The sequence below is a fragment of the Tetragenococcus koreensis genome (genome assembly GCF_003795145.1).
Classification (GTDB): Bacteria; Bacillota; Bacilli; order Lactobacillales; family Enterococcaceae; genus Tetragenococcus; species Tetragenococcus koreensis.
Genome location: NZ_CP027786.1, coordinates 525,669 through 545,899, shown reverse-complemented (window position 1 = coordinate 545,899; position 20,231 = coordinate 525,669). Strand labels below are relative to the sequence as shown.

The window sequence follows — 20,231 nt, the reverse complement described above, 5'->3', positions numbered from 1 at the left end:
AAACACTAATCTCCTAACTAATTCAGTTCTGTAATACTTTCAATGGTTTTAAGCCATTTTTTTCATTTTTATTGGGTTCATACAAACTTACCACTTGATTTTGATAAAAAACAGCCACAGGTTCTGTTGGCATTTCTGCTAACTGAAAAGCTTGGTAAGGTAGACGCATGCCGTTTCGTACTTTTTGCCATAATTCGTCAGAAATATCGATTCTTTGAAAACCTTGAACGCCATATTCAATAGGTAATAATAAATCATCGATCTTATCTTCTGTCATTGCTTTTTGTACTTGATCTAAAGTCACAGATTGTTCTTTGCTGAAACCAGCACTTTTCGTACGAGTTAAATCAGACATATGTGCACTTACGCCGAGAGCTTTCCCAGTATCAACAGCTAAAGTCCGGACGTAAGTTCCTTTACCACAAGCAACTTTAAACCGCCAAGATTGTAGTTTCTTCTCTTCTTGATAAGAAGGAGTACTCGTACGGACGAAAGAATCAATGTGTACCTTGCGTTGTGGTCTAACCACCGTTTGACCATTTCTTGCATATTCATAGAGACGCTTCCCATTCACTTTTACCGCTGAATACATCGGCGGAATCTGGGTAAGCTCTCCCACAAATGTCTGCATAACCTTGTCAATTTCAGCAGTTGAAAAGGGAGCTGTGATCGCATCACGTTGAATAATTTCTCCTGAAACATCTTCAGTAGTTGTCGCATAACCTAAGGTGATTTCACCTTCATACTCTTTTCCCGAGTCCGTTAAAAATTCAATCACTTTTGTTCCTTTTCCGATACAAATGGGCAATATGCCATCAACATCCGGATCAAGGGTTCCTCCGTGACCTACTTTTTTTGTATGTAAAATCTTTCTTAATTTAAATACGCAATCATGACTGGTCATGCCGCGTTCCTTCCAAAGAGGTAAAATTCCGTCCATAAGTCCTCCTTATCGTTTCTTTTTTCAACTCTAATAGTATAACATACCCTTTTACAAAAAACATAAAGCAACTTTTTCACTATTTATGAAAGTAAAGTTAGCTCCAAAAAATTTTTATTTTGGTAGCTACTTCGCTGTTGTCCCTCCAATACATTTTATATTGGTGGTTACTTCGCTGTTGTCCCTCCAATACATTTCATATCGGTGGCTACTTTGCTGATGTGCCTCCAATACGTTTTATATTGGTGGTTACTTTGCTGTTGTCCCTCCAATACATTTTATATTGGTGGTTACTTCGCTGTTGTCTCTCCAATACATTTTATATTGGTGGTTACTTCGCTGTTGTCCCTCCAATACGTTTTATATTGGTGGTTACTTTGTTACTATAAAACCTTACCTCAATCCATTTTACATTTAGCTTTTAAACACAAAAAAACAGGTATCCGACTGTAGCGACCGCTAAAAGTTAGTTTTTTATTTTAACTTTTAGAGATCAGCACATCAGATACCTGATTATATTTTAATCTTCATTATCATGTAATTCACGAATCATTTCATCAATTTTTTCACCGTATTCGACCGATTCGTCTATTTCAAAGAAAATCTCAGGCGTTTTATAGATACTTAACGCATGTCCTACTTCACGCCGGATTAGTCCCCGAGCCTTTTCTAAGCCCGTTTGTGCTTCTTTTTTCGCCGCAGCATCATCAGATAAAATACTGTAATAAATTGTTGCTTGTTGCAAATCGCCAGTGACATGTACATCAGTAATCGTCACATCTTGAACTCGTGGATCACGAATTTTTTTTTGCAAAAGTCGATTAACCTCTTTTAGTATTTCTTGAGCTACTCTGCGATCACGATAATTCGCCATGAGATGTCCTCCTATATCCACTAATTACTTAAAATTATGCTTATTTTACTTTGACTTCTTCCATTACAAAGCCTTCAATAATGTCATCTACTTTAAGGTCATTATATTTTTCAACGGTAGCGCCACATTCATAGCCAGATTTTACTTCTTTAGCGTCATCTTTAAAACGTTTCAAGCTTGCTAATTTACCTTCGTAAATAACAATGCCATCACGAATGACACGTACGCCACTATCACGATAGATCGAACCTTCCATTACATAACAACCGGCAATTGTACCAACTTTAGAAACATTGTAGGTTTCACGCACAACCATTTGACCCGTGATTTTTTCTTCAAATTCAGGATCCAGCATGCCCTTCATCGCTGTTTCAATTTCATCAATTGCTTGATAAATCACACGATGCAAGCGAATATCTACTTCTTCTGCTTCAGCTTGTTGTCTTGCTCGTGGCGTAGGCCGTACATTAAATCCGATAATAATTGCATTGCTGGCCGCCGCTAATGTAATATCACTTTCGTTAATAGCTCCAACTGCTGCGTGGACGATATTTACTTTCACGCCTTCTACTTCAATTTTTTGTAATGAAGCAGTAAGTGCTTCAGCCGAGCCTTGTACGTCTGCTTTAATAATCACATTAACTTCTTTTAGTTCGCCTTCTTTTAGACTTTCAAACAAGTTGTCTAAAGTAACACGTGAACCGGTAGCACGATGTTCTATCAAAGCTCGTTTTGCCCGTTCTTCACCTGCCTGACGAGCTGTTTTTTCGTCTTCAAATACTACAAAACGATCGCCTGCTTGAGGTACGTCGTTTAATCCGCTAATTTCAACCGGAGTAGCCGGTTTTGCTGATTTGTCGCGGCGGCCTAAGTCATTGGTCATAACACGTACACGACCATAAGTATTACCAACAACGATCGGATCGCCTACTTTTAATGTACCTTGTTGTACCAATAAGGTGGCTACAGGGCCCTTACCTTTATCAAGACGTGCTTCAATCACTGAACCAATGGCACGTTGTGTAGGATCAGCTTTCAGATCTTCTATTTCAGCGACCAATAGAACCATTTCCAGTAGTTCTTCAATATTTTGATTGAATTTAGCGGAAATTTCTACAAAGATCGTATCGCCGCCCCAAGCTTCTGGAATTAGTTCATATTCACTGAGTTCTTGCATAACTTGTTGGGTATTAGCACCTGGCTTATCGATTTTATTAACTGCCACAATAATCGGCACATTTGCAGCTTTAGCATGGTTAATTGCTTCGATTGTTTGTGGCATCACACCATCATCTGCTGCAACCACTAAAATTGTAATATCTGTGATACTCGTTCCTCTGGCACGCATACTAGTAAAGGCCGCGTGTCCTGGTGTGTCTAAAAATGTAATAGGTTTATCATCAATGTTAATTTGATAAGCACCGATATGTTGGGTAATTCCCCCTGCTTCACCGCTTGTCACGCGAGAATGACGTAAATTATCCAGTAAAGTTGTTTTCCCGTGATCGACGTGGCCCATAATCGTAACAACAGGTGGACGTGATATCAAGTTTTCTTCGTTAACTTCTTCTGTTTCAAAGAATTTATCGATGTCAGCAATATCTACTTCAACTTTTTCCTCTGCTTTTATCCCATAATCATCAGCCAATAATTCAATCGTATCTTTATCAAGGGGTTGGTTTTGGTTAGCTACAATCCCGACCATAAATAATTTTTTGATGATTTCAGCTGGTTCACGACGAATCTTTTTCGCGATATCAGCTACATTCATGCCTTCTGTATATTCTAATACTTCAGGTAATTCATGGAATTTACGTTGAGTAACAGCAGCTGGTTTTTTGTTTTGCTGTTGTTGCTTGCCTTTTTTCCCTTTTTTATTAAACTTATTACGATTTCTATTATTAAAGCTGTTGTTCTTATTGTTGTTAAAATTACGGTTTTTACGTGGATCGTTGCTATTGCCTGGTTTTCTTTTATCCTCTTGCGCTTTTTGCCCTTGTTGATTTTGTTGTCCTTGCGCCTGTTGTTTTACAGGACGTTGCGGCTGGCTCTTTGCAGCAGGTTTTTGCGTTGCCTCTTGTTTTTGCGGACGATTTTGTTGTTTATTTTGACGCTGTTTTTGTTCATTTGTTTGAGTATTTTGTTTATTCGGATGACTTGTTGGCTGTTTTGCCTGAGAATCATTTTTTTGCCCTTGAGGATTTTGATTATTTCCCGATTTATTTTGAGCTGCAGGCTTTGCTGTTCGTGTTGTTTGTTTTTGGCGATTTTGGAATTTTGGATTATTCCGTTGGGTTTGGAATTTCTTTTCCTTTGGACCTTGTTGATTGTTAGCTGGCTTTTTATTTGATGATTGGTTATTTTGTGATTGTCCACCTAAGTTTTGACGTACTTTTTGCTCCTCAGACTCAGAGAGTGAGCCCATGTGATTATTAACGTCAAATCCTAGCGATTGTGCTGCTTCAACGATTTCTTTGCTTGATTTGTTCATTTCTTTTGCAAGTTCATATATTCTTTTTTTTCCCATGCAATCACCTTTCCTAACTTGATATTAGTTCCTCGATTTTGTTTGCAAAACCATTGTCTAACACACCGATAACGATTCGTTCTCTGCCAATCGCTTGGCTCATTTCCGATGAATGAAAGCAGTCTACAAACGGAACTTGATAAAAGGCACTTTTATCTTTTACCTTTTTTTTGGTGTTTTTACCAGCATCTTCTGCCACTAACGCTAGTTTTACTTTTTGCGTACGTATCTTGTCAACAGTCATTTCTTCTCCTGTCACAAGCTTTCCCGCACGCATCGCCAAACCTAGCATACTCAAAGCTTTTTGTTTATTCATTGCCAAACAGCTCACGACGAGCTTTTTGATGCGTAACGTAATCAAGCAATTCTTGATAAAATTCATCGCTCAATTTTGTTTCTAATACACGATCTAAAATTCGTTTGTCCCAAGCTAATTGAGCTTCATCTGGTTCAATCGCGATATAAGCGCCCCGCCCAGGCTTTTTGCCTGTAGGATCAATCGAGACATCGCCTTCTTTGGAACGAGTAACACGCAACAATTGCTTTTTAGGGATCATTTCTCCAGATACAACAGATTTTCGTAAAGGAATTTTTCTTTTTTTCATCTAAAAGCCTCCTTAAGATTCTGTTTCAGATTCATCTGATTCATTAGAAACAATTTCTTCCTCAGAAAATTCACTATCATTTTCCAACAAGGCATCTTCTGTTCCTTCTAATTCTTCAACTTCAGAAACATCATTATCTTCATCTAATTGGGCATAAAATTCTTCCATATCAGATTCTGATTTAATATCGATTTTAAAAGCAGTCAATTTTGCGGCCAAACGAGCATTTTGGCCTCGTTTACCGATTGCCAATGACAATTGATGATCAGGTACTACGACTGTACAAACTTTAGGGTTTTCCATGTCAAAAATGACATCACTAACTTCTGAAGGATTTAATGCATTAGCAATATAAATTGCTGGATCTTCATTCCATTCAACAATATCCATGTTTTCGCCTTTTAGTTCATTTACTAAGGCTTGTACACGTTGCCCTTTAGGTCCCACACACGTTCCTACTGGATCAATATCAGGATCTGTAGAACGAACTGCAACCTTAGCACGATCACCAGCTTCACGCGCAATACTTACAATTTCAACAGTCCCATCATAAATCTCAGGCACTTCTTGTTCAAATAAGCGGCGTAATAAGTCTGGATGCGTACGACTAACAAATACTTGCGGTCCTTTTGATGTATTTTCAACTCGTGTTACATACACTTTAATACGATCGTGGGCTTGATAATGTTCATTAGGTATTTGGTCTTGTTTTGATAATACAGCTTCAATCTTACCTAAGTTAACATAAATATAGCGCCGATCTTGACGTTCGACAACACCTTGCATGATGTCATTTTCATAAGCAGAAAACTCATCATAAATGATTGAACGTTCTGCTTCTCTAACACGTTGTAATATGACTTGTTTAGCAGTTTGTGCCGCAATGCGACCAAAATCATTAGGCGTCACTTCAAAACGAATCTTGTCCCCAACTTCATATGCTGGATTAATCGCAGTAGCATCTTTTAATGAAATTTCTAATTGTGAATCCATCACTTCATCAGTAACTTCTTTTACCGCGAAGATATGAATGTCGCCTTTGTTTTCATCGAAATCCACTTCCACGTTTTGCGATTGTCCATAGTGACGTTTGTAAGCTGAAATTAAAGCTGCTTCTAGCGCTTCAATTACAATAGCTTTAGAAACTCCTTTTTCTGCTTCCAATGCGTCCAACGCAGTTAACATTTCTTTACTCATTATCTTTGATTCCTCCGTATTTATATTTGAACAGCTAAACGGGCCTTCGCAATTTTCTTGCGGTCGATCGTTATCTCTTTTTCTCTCGTTTTGATGCGGATCTTTAAAACAAGATGTTGATCATCAACTGATTGTAAAAAGCCTTCATATTGTTTTTGGTTATCAAGAGGTTCATATAAAGAGACATGGATATAATCTCCAAGTGCTTTTTGATAATCTTCTTCATTTTTTAAGGGACGTTCAGCTCCAGGAGAAGAAACTTCTAAGAAATATGCCTGTGGAATCGGATCTGGGTCCGCATTATCCAATTTATCACTTAGATACTCACTAACATAAGCACATTCTTCGATATCGATGCCGCCTTCTTTATCAATAAAAACACGGAGATACCAACTTTTTCCTTCTTTTACAAATTCTAGGTCAACCAGTTCGAAATTATTTTCTTCTAACACGGGCATCACCAAATCTTTTACAGTATCAACGACTGCACTCAACAGTTATCCCCTCCTTTAATTAATTGTAAAAAAACTTCTTTCCATAAAAAGAGTGAGGGGAAAATTCTGCCCTCACTCACCTCTAGTATCAATACTTGTCCTAATATAGCACATAATTTGCATAAACTCAAGTTTTCTGTACTTTTCATAAGAAAAACGTTGCTATACAACTTTTTAATCAAATACTAACGTTATTATTGTTTAATTGATTTTATTTTTGCTAAAGGCAAGATGAAGTCACAAAATTTCACGAAAAAAAGCCGAGATTCCAGCAAAACTCCCCTGAAACCTCAACCTCTTCATTATACTCTGCTGTAATTATTTACATCAGCAACAATTGAGTCAATAAACATATTTGTCGATTGAACCTCTGTTTCTTTACTACCGTAGCGACGCACATTCACAGTAGCTTCTTCCATTTCATTATCACCTACGACAATTTGATAAGGAATCTTTTGTGTTTGTGATGCGCGAATTTTATAACCCATTTTTTCATTGCGGTCATCTACTTCAACCCGAATCCCTTTTTCTTGTAAACGGCCTTTGATTTCATAAGCGTAATCAGCATGTAAATCAACGGAAACTGGGATAATTGTTGCTTGGATAGGCGCTAACCAAGTGGGGAAGGCCCCTTTATATACTTCAGTCAAATGAGCAACAAAACGTTCCATCGTCGAGACGATTCCGCGGTGAATGACAACTGGACGATGCGTATTTTCACCATCTTCGCCTACGTAAGTCAAATCAAAACGTTCTGGCAACAAGAAATCTAGTTGGATAGTTGATAATGTTTCTTCCATCCCTAAAGCTGTTTTTACTTGAACGTCTAATTTAGGACCATAAAAGGCCGCTTCACCTTCTGCTTCGTAGTATTGTACGCCCAATTCGTCTAGTGCTTCTTTTAAAACAAACTGCGCATGTTCCCACATTTGGTCATCATCAAAATATTTTTCTTTATCGTTAGGGTCACGATAGCTTAAACGAAAACGATAATCATTCACATTGAAGTCCTTATATACTGCGGTCATCAATTCTAATGTCCGTTTGAATTCTTCCTTGATTTGGTCCGGACGTACAAAAGTATGACCGTCATTTAAAGTCATTTCACGAACACGTTGCAAACCAGACAATGCACCAGATTTTTCATAGCGATGCATTTGACCCAATTCTGCAATACGAATCGGTAATTCGCGATAAGAATGAATGTCATTTTTGTAAACCATCATATGATGAGGACAGTTCATTGGGCGCAAAACAAGCATTTCACCATCGCCCATGTCCATCGGTGGGAACATATCTTCATGGTAGTGATCCCAGTGCCCTGACTTTTTATAAAAGTCAACGTTGGCCATGATGGGCGTATACACATGCTGATAGCCTAAGCTTACTTCTTTATCAACAATATAGCGTTCAATAATCCGGCGAATGGTAGCCCCTTTTGGTAGCCAAAACGGCAAGCCTGAACCGACTTCAGGGGATAACATAAATAAACCAAGTTCTTTACCTAATTTACGGTGGTCGCGTTCTTTAGCCTCTTCTCTTTCTTTAATAAAAGTTTTCAAATCTTTTTTGTCAAAGAAAGCTGTACCATAGACACGTTGCATCATTTGATTATCTGAATTGCCGCGCCAATAAGCTCCAGCCACAGAAAGCAATTTAAATATTTGAATACGCCCTGTTGAAGGAACGTGAGGGCCCCGACATAAATCGACAAAATCACCTTGTTCATAAGCCGTGATTTGTTCGTCTTCTGGCATATCGTTGATCAATTCTACTTTATAAGGATCATCTGAAAAAAGATCAAGTGCTTCTTCTTTTGTTAATACTTTGCGATTAATTGGGTTATTTTCTTTCACAATTTTCATCATTTCTGCTTCAATCGCAGGTAAGTCTTCTGCAGTTACTGGACTTTCGCCATTATCTGTATCATAATAAAATCCCGTTTCAATGGCTGGGCCTACTCCAAAGTGGATATTGGGATATAGGCGACGCATAGCATTTGCCATCAAATGTGCCGCTGAATGACGTAGAATTCCTAAAGCATCTTCATGATCGGGTGTAACAATTTCAATTGCCCCATCTTCATGAATCGGACGATCCAAATCAATCAGTTGGTCATTGAATTTTCCGGCTAGTGCTTTTTTAGCCAAACTTTTACTGATACCCTCAGCAATATCTTTGGGTGTAGTCCCAGCTTCTAGTTCTTTTACAGAGCCATCTGGAAAAGTGATTTTTAACATATTATTTCCTCCTGATATTTATTTGATTGATGAAAAAGATGATTTATTGCGTATTCTGTTTATTTTGCAATAATCGAGTAGGAGATGAATGATTATTTCATTCATCGTCCTCTCACACCACCGTACGTACGGTTCCGTATACGGCGGTTCAATAATTTAAGCTTATTTCTCAAGGATTTCATTGAAATCCTTGAGTTTCCATTGTTTGAATTTTTCTTTCGTAAAGATTCGGTGGAGTAGTTTAGACTCGGAAATACGCCAATACGATTTTCGACTATTTGCATAAGTCATGGCTTCTCTGTGAGAAGCCCCTCTTGCTTTCAGTTGTCGATATTTTGTTGACACTTTCTTCCATCTTTTCCAAATAAGGGCGCGCAATCTTCTACGTAAGTGGGTCATTTGTTTCGCTAAGAAAGCCTTTAGTTCCCCTTTCTTATAATAGTTAATCCAACCTTGCGTATATTGATTGATCGATGAGATAATTTCGTCTAGGCTTCCCGATCTTTTCCGATTGGTCAGTTTCTTTAACTGTCTCTTGAACTTTTGTTTGGCCGACGCTGTGGGCCGGCTCTTTACTTTCCCTTATCTTTCCTCAGACGGAATCCGAGGTATTCCAATTGATGCGCCTTTACAATTTGGCTCTTCTCTTGGTTTACCGTGAGTCGTAACTTTCCTTCCAGGAACTGGGTGACACTTTCTTGAACCCTTTGGGCGGCTCGTTCACTTTGTACTAGCACGATAAAATCGTCGGCGTAGCGGATAAAACGATGCCCTCTCTTTTCGAGTTCCTTATCTAGTTGGTCAAGATAGACGTTGGCTAAAAGTGGAGATAAGGGGCTGCCCTGTTGGGCTCCTTGAGGTGTAGAACGGATAATTTCCCCGTCTAGTACGCCCGCATTGAGAAAATTCCAGATTAATTGAAGGATTTCTTTATCAGCGATATACCATTGCATACGATGCATTAGTTTCTGATGATTGATGGTGTCGAAATAACTTTTTAAGTCACAATCCACGACCACATTGTAGCCTTCTTCATAATATTTTCCTGCTTGATCGATTGCCTGTTGGCAATTCTTTCCAGGTCTAAATCCATAACTGTTTTTAGAAAAGGTCGGGTCGATCAAAGGGTAATGACTTGTAAAATCATCTGTTGTACCACGCGGTCTCGTACGACAGGAATACTCAACTTTCGTTTCTTGCCGTCTTTCTTATCAATCTCTACCCGTTTGGTGGGCTGAGGACGATAAGTCCCTTCTTTCAGTTTTTGAACAAAAGGTTGTCGGTATTTGTTTAGATGTTCCTTGATTTCAAATACGGTCATCTCATCGATGCCTGGTGCTCCTTTGTTCTTCTTTACTTTCTCGATGGCTCGATCAATATTCATCGAACTTACGAGTTCGTCCATTAATGGATAGCCACTTTGGTTCTTCATTTGATTGTCGTGCTCCCTTACGCGCTCCTCATTTCCTCTTTTGCTTCCAGCTTATCCCTCCATGAGTGAGCTACCTCTCGGTCTTTACCACGGTATTGGCTGCGGTCCTGGTGAGCACATCCACCTCCTTGTTTACTTCAAAGTTATTATTGTTCAGTCCTTCGTATCGTAAGATACTACTATGACCTCGGCTGACTTCTATCGATTCGTTGTTACTACGATTGATTGCATTCGCTCGATAGACCTCCTCGGGTAAGGCGCGATCACCTTCCACTCATCTCACTGCTTCATTTACTGGATAGGATTCGGGCAGTATCGGACTTTGCTTTGTTTTGCAAGCTCATCCGTCCCAATCCAGCCTTCTTATGAAGTTCCTGTTCGTCAGTGCGAGTGTTTGCCTCCAGCTTCCTTCAGATTCCACCTCGCGATGGACACCCTTGCTTTTGGCTAACAGTTCCTACTGCCAAGCCTGTAGTGGACTTTCACCACCAAGTTATCGCCCATGCCGAGCGCACAAAAAAGTCCTAGTATTATGATCATAATACTAGGACGACTTTACTCGCGGTTCCACCTAAATTTAAATACAAAGATTGTATTCCTCATTCGCTATAACGGGACGACCGCCTTTGTTTCAACAAAGGTTTCAAAAGTGGTCCGTACTCGGGTTGCTTTTAGAAAAGTTTCAGCCTGGCTTTTCCTCTCTTATAAAAGACGCACAAGTTCGGTTATCTTTTTCATCAATCAATTATGACTTCATTTAACCACTTCTCAAAAAAATTTGCAAGTCCTGAGAGTTAATTTTTTTATTAACCATTGTTCCATTTAATCAAAACGATAAAAAGCTACTCGTCGCCCTAAGCAGTGAGAACTTTCAAAGAATGTTTTACGCCCTCTGTAAGTTTTTCTGGCTCTTTAGTATAATCAGTCCCACCTGCACTTTGATACAAATGAAATAATTGTTCAAATGGTATTTCTTTAGTTTCGTTTATCTCGTAGTTTTTCATTTATTTCCTATCTTTTCTGATAAATAATCTTTTAAAACCACAGCTTGATTATCTTCTTTATCTTTAGCGCCATAGATTAATGTCACGTTATCTTCTTTCAGCCATTCAGCAATTTGGTTAACAAAATCTTGAGTATTATCATTATTGTCCAATTCTTTTTTATACTCTTTTTGAAACCAAGAAAACTTCTCGGGGTCATGACCAAATTCTTTTCGTAACTCATTTGTTGGAGCAATTTCTTTTTCCCATAATGCCAGCTGCAATTTTTCCTTTTTAATGCCTCTGGGCCACATACGATCTACCAAAACTCGCTTACCATCTGAAGGTTCAATATCTTCATAAGCACGCTTGATTTGCAAATTTCCCATAGAAAATCGTCTCCCCCTTCTTGTTTCCTTTATTATAACTTGGTGCTAAAATAAAAACAAACATTAAAAAAGGGTGACCTGAATGGATTATTTAGCAACTTACAAAGAATTGTTATCGATTGCTCAGGCAGGATTGCATTACGGTAATGACAAATTTGATCGCTTCCGTTACCAAGAACTAAATGATTTGGCTTTACAATTACTGCAAAGTCTCGGAGATGAACCACAAGAAGTGATCAATGATTTATTTTCCCATGAATCTGGCTACCAAACGCCTAAAGTTGATGTACGAGCATGGATTACTCAGGAGAATAAGATATTACTTGTTCAAGATAGCAAAACACAAGAATGGTCCTTACCTGGGGGTTACGCAGATGTCGGATCTTCTCCAAAAGAAAATGTCCGCAATGAAGTCTATGAGGAAACTGGACTTACTGTAGATGTTCGACAATTAAAAGCGGTCTTTGACACTAATTTACGAAAAGACATCCCTCAAGCTTTCCAATATTATAAATTAGTCTTTGACTGTGAGATTCTATCCGGTTCTTTTACAGAAAATATGGAAACCAGCCAAATGGACTACTTTGCAATGGATAACTTACCAATACTTTCTAAAAAACGAACGACTAAAGAGCAATTAGTCCAATTAATGCAACAAGACGGCCCTTGTAATTTTGAATAATTGGGAGGCGATAAAGTGGAAAACATAGGTACCATTCGTTTACAAACAAAGCGGCTATTATTACGCCCGCTAACAACCGAAGATGCACAGCAAATGTTTGATCATTGGGCAAGTAATCCGAAAGTTACTAAACATCTTTCTTGGAAGCCTTACCAAACAGCCAAAGGTGTGGAAAATAATTTAAGCGAATATCAAAAAAATTACATCGACCCTGACTATTTTTCCTGGGGAATTGAAGAACAAAAACTCAACAACTCATTGGTACTATCTCAGCGAGCGTTGCTGATCAAGCAGCCAAAACAGCCGAAATTGGCTATTGTATCGGCCAAAATTGGTGGAACAACGGCTATGCCAGCGAAACTTTGTCAAAAGTGATCGCTTTTCTATTTGAGAAAAATGGTTTTGAACGAATTGAAGCCTTTTACGATGCCGATAATCCCGCGTCCGGAAAAGTAATGCAAAAAGCAGGAATGGTTTATGAAGGCACTTTGCGCCAACGACTCGTTAATAATCGTGGAATCGTAGATGAGGTATGTTACGCTACCCTAAAAAAAGATTATCTTAGCCAAAAAGCCGAAAAACAGATTTACCAATTTTTAAAAAAAATGTCGATTCCTTATGAGTTGTTACAACATAAACCAGTTTACACCGTATCAGAAATTGATTTTGACGTTTCCGGCAGCAAAGTAAAGAATCTATTTTTAAAAGGAAAAAAAAATTATTTTTTAATCGTCTTGCCAGAAAATAAACGAGCACCATTAAAAATGATTGCGCAAGAAGTCGAAGAAAGACACCTCTCCTTTGCCTCCGAGAAAAAATTGAGTCAATTTTTGCACTCGGTCAATGGCGCAGTTTCTCCACTAGGACTGTTATTTGACACAGGAAAAAATGTTCAATTGATTATTGACCGACAGATCGATCCTAAAGAAAAAATCGGTTTTCATCCTAATAGAAACGATAAGACATTGATGTTTAATTTCGTTGATTTTCTTACTTTTCTTAAAAAAATCAATCATTCACCAAAATACATAGACACATAAAAAAGGAGCTGTGACATAAGTAAAAACAAGACAAAAATATCCGAACTATATTTGATGAAATTGCCAACTGTCGTAAATTTGCGACGAGTAACTGCAGAAGTAATCTCTCTATAGTTCGGATATTTTATTATCAAAAGAACTTATGTCACAGTTCCTTTTAGTAGAGTGCTTAAATTCGATTTTTTAAAGCACGGCGAATGGTTTCATTCGCTAATTCTGACTGCGCATCAACTACTGGATACTTTTTATTTTGAGTAGCTTCTTGTACCAATGATAATTCAGTACAGCCCAAAACCATAACATCACAGGAAAACTCTTCTGACATTTGTTGCAAGATTTGATAAAATAATTCTTCATTACAAAAATGATTCTCTTTGACATCCCGATAAATTAAATTCGTAACGTCTTGTTGTAACGTTTTACTTGGTAAAATAACTTCTAAGTTATCAAACTTTTCCAACTCATTTTCATAGACTTTCGTCTGAATGGTTCCTTCTGTTGCCAATAAACCAACACGTGTTTTACCTGACTTTTTAGCAAATTTTTGGTTGGCTACTTCTACAGCAAGACGTGGCATGTGTAAAATAGGAATATCCGTTGCTTGTTGTAATTCATCAAAAAAATGATGGGCAGTATTACAAGTTAGCACGAAAAATTCCGGATTCAGTGCAGCGTACTGTTGGATATCTTCTTTTATCGCACTAGAAGGATCCTCTTTTGATTTTCCTAAAATAAAATCTGTGCGATCCGGAACAGTCGCATGATTCACTAAAAGATAATTTAGATAATCTTGGTCAGAATGGATAGGTGTCCGTTCATTTAATATGTGTATAAAACTTTCTGTGGCTAACGTTCCCATGCCACCCAGAACTGTGAAAAAATTTTTCATCGGCATCTATTTCTTTCTAAAATATTTTTTGTATCTATCATGATATAAATAAAAGATCCGTTTGACAAGCAAATAGCGTTTTAAATTCATATCTTCTTTATAGTACAAAGTATTCCCATATTTTTTTTCTGTTAAATATTGCATAGCCTGATCTTTGTCAGGACCGTCTGCAATATATTCCTTTAAGATTTTTTCCGGTACGCCAATCCATAGTTTATCACCTTTAGCATAGGTAGTTTCGGTAAAAGGCGTTTCTAGTACATAATCCTCGACTAAATATTTTGCTAAGTTATAGCCACCCAATGTAACACAAAAGCTACTTCTGCCTTGACGTAGGTTGATTTCAAATAATTTATATTCGCCATCTCTTTCATCGTATTTCATATCAAAGTTGGCAAACCCTACATAGTCGATTTTTTCCAAAAATTCTTTCATTTGATTAAAAACTTTTTCATTATAATCCGGCATAATAGCCACATAATTCCCCACCGCTTCCGGTGTAGGATCTTCTAACAAAGGATGTCCTAAATACATCATACGTACACGATGGTTTTGATCAACGTAAGCATTCAACACACGCATCCGTGAGTCATCACCTGGAATAAAGTTTTGACAAATCATTTCAGATGTATAGCCAGCTTGATATACTTTGGCTAAAATATCATCCACTTCTTCTTGGGTATACAAAATAAACGCCTTTTTACGTCCTTCAAAATCAACGTCCAAGTATTCCACACTATCTGAAGGTTTTAAAGCAACTGGAAAGTCAAAAGGTAACTTTATTGAAGACGCTTTTTCCACCATTTCTTTTGTAATAATCAAAGTATCCGGATAAGGTATCCCATATTTTTCACAAGTTTGGTAAAATGCAGCTTTATCTTCCAATGTTTCTTGTGTTTTAGCATCCACCGTTGGACAAATAAAACGTTGGCTCAGCTCTTTTTTATTATGAGTGATTAACTCAGTATACCCATCTCCGCAAGGAACTAAAATGATCTTGCGCGGATCATCTTTATATTGCTCCATCAATTCACGCATAACTCTCATAAACCCTTCCGATTCAGAAAAACCAGCATGCGTGTGTACATTTACGATTTTACTATATTTTGTTGGTGCAAGCTGACCGGCGCCATGTGCTTCTGAAATGGTACCGTACGCTTCATGAAATGAACGTGCCATACCATAAACATTAATATCACTACCTAATAAAAGAGGCAAAAATTGTTCGTTTATTTTTGTATCCACAGCTAAGACCACTTTCTTTCTAGAAATTTTCATTCATAATATTTATTTACCTGAAAGTATACCACAAGTAAAAGAACAATTGCATCCCATTACCTTTTATCAACAAGATAAACTTTACAGTAAGCTAATCAAGAATCAATGATTCATAATAATACCTAACATTCACAATAAATAATCACTTGAAATCCGCACTAAATCTTCAATTATTTGGCTACCCTCTTCAATAGTTGGATTTTTATCGGACAGCGCTACTGCAAGATAGCTATTATCACCGCGTGTTACCTTTCCAATACTCGAAACAATCCATTCCTCATTTATTCCATTCATCTCGTCATCTAACCAACCATTTTTTAAGGAAACGTTACTTGAACCCGCATAGACACCCCAACTTTGTTCACGATCAATATGACTCATTAAATCAATGATATAATCTTGCGATTCTTCTGTCAGATATTGGGAAGACAAATATAATTCTTGCAGTAACTTCATTTGATCTTTTGTAGTTGTCGTGGTGTTGCCCCAATTATCCGCATCCACTTTGGTGCCACCCATATCTAGCTCATCAAAAAGTGTTTGTAGCGACTCATAACCACCCAATGAATCATCTAAAAGACTGGAAGCTGCCTCATTATCGCTGCTTAGAATCATCTCAGACAAAAGATCTTCTTCTTCATCCGTTAGTTCTTCTTGGTCTTCTTCTTTTTCATGCAATAACAACATGGCCACCGCTACTTTTACAATGCTTGCTGTTTTATATTTTTTATCTTTTTCGTCATTTGTATAGGTGTAGGTTTGCTCAGTATCAAGATCATAGACCCTAAATTCTAATGAATTAGGGTGCTCTTTAGCCCATTGATCTCCTTTTTGTTGTAACTTATTTTCGAGTTCCTCTTCATTTTCCTTCGGTTCCTCTGTTGCAACTATTTGGCTGGTCGTACTTTCAGTTTCAACCGTTTCTTCCTGCTCTGTCGTAGCAGAATCGCCAAACCAAAATCCCAACGTCAAAAAGAAAATAGCTCCTAGGAAAAAGGGAAAAATTTTTATAAATTTCTTCATTTTTTTATTTGAAACTACTCATTCTTTCAATGAATAATTTTGCTGCCCTCCATATTTATTAAATAATCATCAAACAAACTCAACTAATAAATCAATTAAAAGCCATTCATGAAAGTTTTACCTAGACTCATCCAGTAAATTCTCAGTCGGTTCGTTTTTTTCAACTATAAATAATCTAGCACAAAAAAACCGAATTGTAATCACTACTAAAGGAATTTTAACGTAAAAAACCGAGCCACTCATTTTATCATTGCAAAAACTGCTAAATTAGAAATGATGTTACTTGGTTTTAACAGATCGCTTATCTTTAACTCTTCTGTTAAAGCAACAGCTGTATTCTTTCGCGTACAAGGTTGATTTGTGTTATAATCTTATGATGTATTTCTATGTCAAATAGGAAAATTACCAATTGGAGGTAAATGCATGAACGAACGCCAATACGAAGAAAAACATTTAGCTCAGACAATTTCATTAATCGAAAATGAAGATGAAATGTTAAAAAATCAGCAAAAAGAATTACAAAAAACAATGCAAAATCAATTAAAAGAAGTCACTGGAAATACAATTAATACAGCTACTGAAGAATCTTTCTATGAGTCTGTTGTTGAATACCGGCAGCATGAGCATGAATTAACTCTGCGCTATCAAACAGCAGAAGCAAAAGAAAAACGAATGAATACTTTACAGACGATGGCGCAAACGCCTTATTTTGCAAGAATCGATTTTAAAGAAGAACAAGAAACAGCGGAAACATTATATTTAGGGATTGCTTCCTTACGTGATAAAAAAGATGATACCATTATTATCGACTGGCGTGCGCCAATTGCTAATTTATATTATGAAGGCGAGCTAGGCGAAGCTTATTATAGTGCGAATAAAGAAACTTTTACTGTTGATTTATTGTTAAAACGACAGTTTAAAATTCAAAAGGGTCAACTTTTGTCAATGGTAGATACTTCGGAAATGATTAACGATGATTTCTTATTAGATATCCTTGATGAAACATCTTCTCCGCAAATGAAAAATATTGTTTCGACGATTCAAAAAGCACAAAACAGAATTATTCGTGACACAACAAGTAAATATATGGTCATTGAGGGAATTGCAGGTAGCGGCAAAACTTCCGCATTGCTGCAACGTATTGCCTTTTTGCTATACCATCATCGAAACTGGCTCGACGTTGATCAAGTTTTGTTATTTTCGCCCAATCATCTGTTTTCAGACTATATTTCAATGGTGCTACCTTCTCTAGGCGAAAGCGAAGTTCCGACACAAACTTTCACTACTTTTTTGCAAAAATTAGTCCCTAATTATACCATCAGAAATGCAGCCCAAGAAGAAGAGCAATTTTTAAGCGGACAGGATAACCCAATCCAAAAATTGAAGAATGGATTAACTGTACTTAACCAAATTCAGCCTTACGTGGCATCCATTACTCATTTTGGTCCTATCTTCCGTGACTTAAAGATAAATGGACAAACTTATATTAAAAAAGAACAAATCCGCAAATGGTATAAACAGACCAATTCAACATTGCCACTTTATCAACGAATTCAGCTTTTACAAACTAAATTAGCAAAAAAAGTTAGTGGGCTACAAAAAGATGAAGCGAAAAAAAGTTGGGTTAGAGAACGTGCAGCAGAAAAAATTGATGACATTTATGAAAATAACCCTGATCTTGACGATTCAGAGGAAAAAGAAAAACAAATTACCAAACAAGTCAAACAAGATCTTGTAAAAAAGAAGTTTCATCCACTAACCCGTCAAGTATCTAACTATCGATTTATCAATTTTGCCAAGCAATACGTACACTTTTTAAAGCAATTGTCTGAAAACACTTTGGAGGAATATGGAATATCCGCTGAAAAATGGGAGAAAAGCATTCAAACCATTCGTCAGCAAATGAAAAATAAAGAAATATTGCAAGAAGATGCATTGTTGTATTTCTCTCTTTTAAAAAATATTTACCCAGTGAACGCTGAACAAAAAGCTCGCTTTATCTTTATCGATGAAATGCAAGATTTCCCTCCCGCACAAGCGGCGCTATTGAAGCAATTATTCCCTAGGGCTTCAATGACATTATGCGGTGATTTAAATCAAAAAGTTTTTGGTAATGAAACGATTGTTAATTCAATCGATGAATTATTTAATGGAGAAGAAGTCACGCGCTATCAATTAACCACAAGTTATCGTTCAACAGAAGAAATTACTGCCTTTGCTAACCAGTTTCTATCTCAAGAAGATCAAGTACAAACGACTGCAAGGAATGGGAAAAAACCACTTATAGTCAATAGTGCTTTTCAAAGACAAGCTGTCGATTGGCTTGAAAATGATTTACTGGATGAAACGAAACAAAAAGCGCAGTGGCGTACTGCGATTATTGGCAAAACAACGCAAGAATGTAATGAATTATATACCTTGCTTTCAGAATCTACCAAAGAAAACAGCCAATTAATTACTTCTGAAAATGAATTTATGAAACGGTCAATTGTGATCATACCAGCCTATTTAGCAAAAGGGTTAGAATTTGATCGCGTTTATGCTTGGCATGTTGGAGAGAACTTTTCAGCTGATGACCAACTGATATTCTACACCATAGCCACACGTGCTATGCATGAACTAAATGTGATCGCCTTTGGACAAAATAGTCCTTTATTGGAAAATATTGACCCGAAAACCTATCAACAAAAAGATTTGATGGCAGAAATATGATAACTGACCAAAAGAAGCTATGATATAAGTAAAAACAAAAATATCCGAACTATATGGATGAAGTTTGCTAAACATCGTGAAATTGCGACGAGTAACCTTCCTATAGTTCGGATATTTATTATCAAAGAAGCTTATATCACACCCCTTTAATACTCAAATAAAAAATGTCGTTTCAGGATATTTCAAGTGCACAACTTGTAATATCATTTTCAGTTCAGAAACGTTAGTGGGATTATCTTCATCAAAAATTCGGCTATGACGCCCAATTTGCCCATTTTCAATCAAATGATAAATACGATTCCACACGATAAATTCCTCTAGCGTTTCAAACCTGCTGATTGGAAAACCGCCCCCATCAAGAATTTCTGACAAGCGAAAAGCTACATAAGCACTGTCAACATACATTTTTTCTGGATGAAATTCACTCGGTGCCCTATAATTAATAATTGCTTTTTCCGGACGATTTTCAATTAGCCAATCCAACAAAATAAAAAAGCCTGGCATACGACTCGGTTCACTGAATAACTTTTGCGATTCTATAGCACTGCGAAAAACCATTGGGATGAAAATATTTTCCTTATATACAAGCATAGGTGCACTTTTAATCGAACAATCTAGATATCGATGCAGATAACTGGGGCCGCTGTAATCGCCAATCCGGTAACCGTCAACGCCAAATCGCTGATATTTTCTGGCAAGTTCTGAGCAATCTGAAATAGACAATGCTGTTTTGGACAACGTTTCATACCCACTTAAAATCCGACGAAAGGGCTTTAAAGTTATTTTTTCCTCCACTACTCAACCCCCTATTCAAAAAAACACTTCTTAAATGTAATAATAACATAAATTTTAAAAATTGGCTTATAACAAATGAAATATGTATGTGTCAAATTTTTTGAGGTTGAATAAAAAATGACCTTTGGGAC

At 37.1% G+C, this 20,231-nt stretch carries 21 protein-coding genes; 4 read left to right on the top strand and 17 right to left on the bottom strand.

The features are described from left to right. Positions 1-22: 22 nt before the first annotated feature. The 13 genes from truB to C7K43_RS02585 all read right to left on the bottom strand — a co-directional run bounded on the left by truB (position 23) and on the right by C7K43_RS02585 (position 11,681). Positions 23-940 (bottom strand): tRNA pseudouridine(55) synthase TruB, encoded by a 918-nt coding sequence (gene truB, locus C7K43_RS02640; protein ID WP_124005430.1) that lies wholly within the window; start codon positions 938-940, stop codon positions 23-25. A 520-nt stretch (positions 941-1,460) separates the two neighbouring features. Beyond that, the gene (gene rbfA / locus C7K43_RS02635; protein WP_124005429.1) at positions 1,461-1,814 is read right to left on the bottom strand and encodes a 30S ribosome-binding factor RbfA; all 354 of its coding nucleotides are present in this window, start codon (positions 1,812-1,814) and stop codon (positions 1,461-1,463) included. Positions 1,815-1,854: 40 nt separating this feature from the next. After that, positions 1,855-4,341, bottom strand: a complete 2,487-nt coding sequence (gene infB / locus C7K43_RS02630; RefSeq protein WP_124005428.1) for a translation initiation factor IF-2 — start codon at positions 4,339-4,341, stop codon at positions 1,855-1,857. Positions 4,342-4,354: 13 nt separating this feature from the next. After that, positions 4,355-4,657 carry a L7Ae/L30e/S12e/Gadd45 family ribosomal protein gene (locus tag C7K43_RS02625; RefSeq protein WP_124005427.1) on the bottom strand — a complete coding sequence of 101 codons (303 nt, stop codon included), beginning with the start codon at positions 4,655-4,657 and terminating at the stop codon, positions 4,355-4,357. Next, positions 4,650-4,946 carry an RNase P modulator RnpM gene (rnpM, locus tag C7K43_RS02620; RefSeq protein WP_124005426.1) on the bottom strand — a complete coding sequence of 99 codons (297 nt, stop codon included), beginning with the start codon at positions 4,944-4,946 and terminating at the stop codon, positions 4,650-4,652. Before rnpM ends, C7K43_RS02625 begins: the two co-directional genes overlap by 8 nt. A 12-nt stretch (positions 4,947-4,958) precedes the next feature. Then, a complete protein-coding gene (gene nusA / locus C7K43_RS02615) occupies positions 4,959-6,143 on the bottom strand; it encodes a transcription termination factor NusA (protein ID WP_124005425.1) in 1,185 nt (394 codons plus the stop codon). A gap of 20 nt (positions 6,144-6,163) precedes the next feature. Next, a complete protein-coding gene (rimP, locus tag C7K43_RS02610) occupies positions 6,164-6,637 on the bottom strand; it encodes a ribosome maturation factor RimP (protein WP_124005424.1) in 474 nt (157 codons plus the stop codon). Between the two features lie 302 nt (positions 6,638-6,939). Next, positions 6,940-8,877, bottom strand: coding sequence for a threonine--tRNA ligase (thrS, locus tag C7K43_RS02605; RefSeq protein ID WP_124005423.1), 1,938 nt, complete (start codon positions 8,875-8,877; stop codon positions 6,940-6,942). A gap of 162 nt (positions 8,878-9,039) precedes the next feature. Then, entirely contained in the window at positions 9,040-9,396 is a 357-nt protein-coding gene (locus C7K43_RS02600) for a group II intron maturase-specific domain-containing protein (RefSeq protein ID WP_124007220.1), read from the bottom strand. Positions 9,397-9,449: 53 nt separating this feature from the next. Continuing rightward, positions 9,450-10,001, bottom strand: coding sequence for a reverse transcriptase domain-containing protein (locus tag C7K43_RS13375; protein ID WP_226996714.1), 552 nt, complete (start codon positions 9,999-10,001; stop codon positions 9,450-9,452). Further along, positions 9,998-10,309, bottom strand: a complete 312-nt coding sequence (locus C7K43_RS13370; RefSeq protein ID WP_226996633.1) for a reverse transcriptase family protein — start codon at positions 10,307-10,309, stop codon at positions 9,998-10,000. Before C7K43_RS13370 ends, C7K43_RS13375 begins: the two co-directional genes overlap by 4 nt. Positions 10,310-11,163: 854 nt before the next feature. Then, positions 11,164-11,313 (bottom strand): hypothetical protein, encoded by a 150-nt coding sequence (locus tag C7K43_RS13180; RefSeq protein ID WP_157977724.1) that lies wholly within the window; start codon positions 11,311-11,313, stop codon positions 11,164-11,166. Next, positions 11,310-11,681, bottom strand: a complete 372-nt coding sequence (locus C7K43_RS02585) for a DUF488 domain-containing protein (protein WP_124005422.1) — start codon at positions 11,679-11,681, stop codon at positions 11,310-11,312. Before C7K43_RS02585 ends, C7K43_RS13180 begins: the two co-directional genes overlap by 4 nt. 82 nt (positions 11,682-11,763) lie before the next feature. Between C7K43_RS02585 and C7K43_RS02580 the strand changes: the two genes are divergently transcribed. Genes C7K43_RS02580 through C7K43_RS13575 form a run of 3 tightly spaced genes read left to right on the top strand, consistent with a single transcriptional unit; the run spans position 11,764 to position 13,403 of the window. After that, the gene (locus C7K43_RS02580) at positions 11,764-12,363 is read left to right on the top strand and encodes an NUDIX hydrolase N-terminal domain-containing protein (protein ID WP_124005421.1); all 600 of its coding nucleotides are present in this window, start codon (positions 11,764-11,766) and stop codon (positions 12,361-12,363) included. Between the two features lie 15 nt (positions 12,364-12,378). Further along, complete coding sequence (locus C7K43_RS02575) at positions 12,379-12,738, top strand: GNAT family N-acetyltransferase (RefSeq protein ID WP_264371083.1); 360 nt, start codon at positions 12,379-12,381, stop codon at positions 12,736-12,738. Continuing rightward, positions 12,621-13,403, top strand: coding sequence for a GNAT family N-acetyltransferase (locus C7K43_RS13575; protein ID WP_308791375.1), 783 nt, complete (start codon positions 12,621-12,623; stop codon positions 13,401-13,403). The genes C7K43_RS02575 and C7K43_RS13575 overlap by 118 nt, the downstream gene beginning before the upstream one ends. 169 nt (positions 13,404-13,572) lie before the next feature. Here C7K43_RS13575 and C7K43_RS02570 read toward each other — a convergent pair whose 3' ends face one another. From C7K43_RS02570 to C7K43_RS02560, 3 genes are all read right to left on the bottom strand, one after another. After that, entirely contained in the window at positions 13,573-14,292 is a 720-nt protein-coding gene (locus C7K43_RS02570; RefSeq protein ID WP_124007227.1) for an aspartate/glutamate racemase family protein, read from the bottom strand. A gap of 6 nt (positions 14,293-14,298) precedes the next feature. Continuing rightward, positions 14,299-15,570: a carboxylate--amine ligase gene (locus C7K43_RS02565; RefSeq protein ID WP_124005420.1), complete on the bottom strand. Its 1,272-nt coding sequence runs from the start codon at positions 15,568-15,570 to the stop codon at positions 14,299-14,301. A gap of 129 nt (positions 15,571-15,699) precedes the next feature. Next, the gene (locus C7K43_RS02560) at positions 15,700-16,542 is read right to left on the bottom strand and encodes a serine hydrolase (RefSeq protein WP_157977723.1); all 843 of its coding nucleotides are present in this window, start codon (positions 16,540-16,542) and stop codon (positions 15,700-15,702) included. A gap of 474 nt (positions 16,543-17,016) precedes the next feature. Between C7K43_RS02560 and helD the strand changes: the two genes are divergently transcribed. Continuing rightward, positions 17,017-19,305: an RNA polymerase recycling motor HelD gene (gene helD / locus C7K43_RS02555; RefSeq protein WP_124005418.1), complete on the top strand. Its 2,289-nt coding sequence runs from the start codon at positions 17,017-17,019 to the stop codon at positions 19,303-19,305. A gap of 153 nt (positions 19,306-19,458) precedes the next feature. Here the strand turns inward: helD and C7K43_RS02550 are convergent, their stop codons facing one another. After that, the gene (locus C7K43_RS02550) at positions 19,459-20,100 is read right to left on the bottom strand and encodes a hypothetical protein (RefSeq protein WP_124005417.1); all 642 of its coding nucleotides are present in this window, start codon (positions 20,098-20,100) and stop codon (positions 19,459-19,461) included. Positions 20,101-20,231 lie beyond the last annotated feature (131 nt).

Bases quoted from the DNA above. Each gene is read 5' to 3' on its own strand.
- nusA (WP_124005425.1), bottom strand. From the start codon at position 6,143: ATGAGTAAAGAAATGTTAACTGCGTTGGACGCATTGGAAGCAGAAAAA.
- C7K43_RS02570 (WP_124007227.1), bottom strand. From the start codon at position 14,292: ATGAAAAATTTTTTCACAGTTCTGGGTGGCATGGGAACGTTAGCCACA.
- rnpM (WP_124005426.1), bottom strand. From the start codon at position 4,946: ATGAAAAAAAGAAAAATTCCTTTACGAAAATCTGTTGTATCTGGAGAA.
- C7K43_RS13370 (WP_226996633.1), bottom strand. From the start codon at position 10,309: ATGAAGAACCAAAGTGGCTATCCATTAATGGACGAACTCGTAAGTTCG.
- helD (WP_124005418.1), top strand. From the start codon at position 17,017: ATGAACGAACGCCAATACGAAGAAAAACATTTAGCTCAGACAATTTCA.
- C7K43_RS13180 (WP_157977724.1), bottom strand. From the start codon at position 11,313: ATGAAAAACTACGAGATAAACGAAACTAAAGAAATACCATTTGAACAA.
- truB (WP_124005430.1), bottom strand. From the start codon at position 940: ATGGACGGAATTTTACCTCTTTGGAAGGAACGCGGCATGACCAGTCAT.
- C7K43_RS02580 (WP_124005421.1), top strand. From the start codon at position 11,764: ATGGATTATTTAGCAACTTACAAAGAATTGTTATCGATTGCTCAGGCA.
- C7K43_RS02625 (WP_124005427.1), bottom strand. From the start codon at position 4,657: ATGAATAAACAAAAAGCTTTGAGTATGCTAGGTTTGGCGATGCGTGCG.
- thrS (WP_124005423.1), bottom strand. From the start codon at position 8,877: ATGTTAAAAATCACTTTTCCAGATGGCTCTGTAAAAGAACTAGAAGCT.
- rbfA (WP_124005429.1), bottom strand. From the start codon at position 1,814: ATGGCGAATTATCGTGATCGCAGAGTAGCTCAAGAAATACTAAAAGAG.
- C7K43_RS02585 (WP_124005422.1), bottom strand. From the start codon at position 11,681: ATGGGAAATTTGCAAATCAAGCGTGCTTATGAAGATATTGAACCTTCA.
- C7K43_RS02565 (WP_124005420.1), bottom strand. From the start codon at position 15,570: ATGAAAATTTCTAGAAAGAAAGTGGTCTTAGCTGTGGATACAAAAATA.
- infB (WP_124005428.1), bottom strand. From the start codon at position 4,341: ATGGGAAAAAAAAGAATATATGAACTTGCAAAAGAAATGAACAAATCA.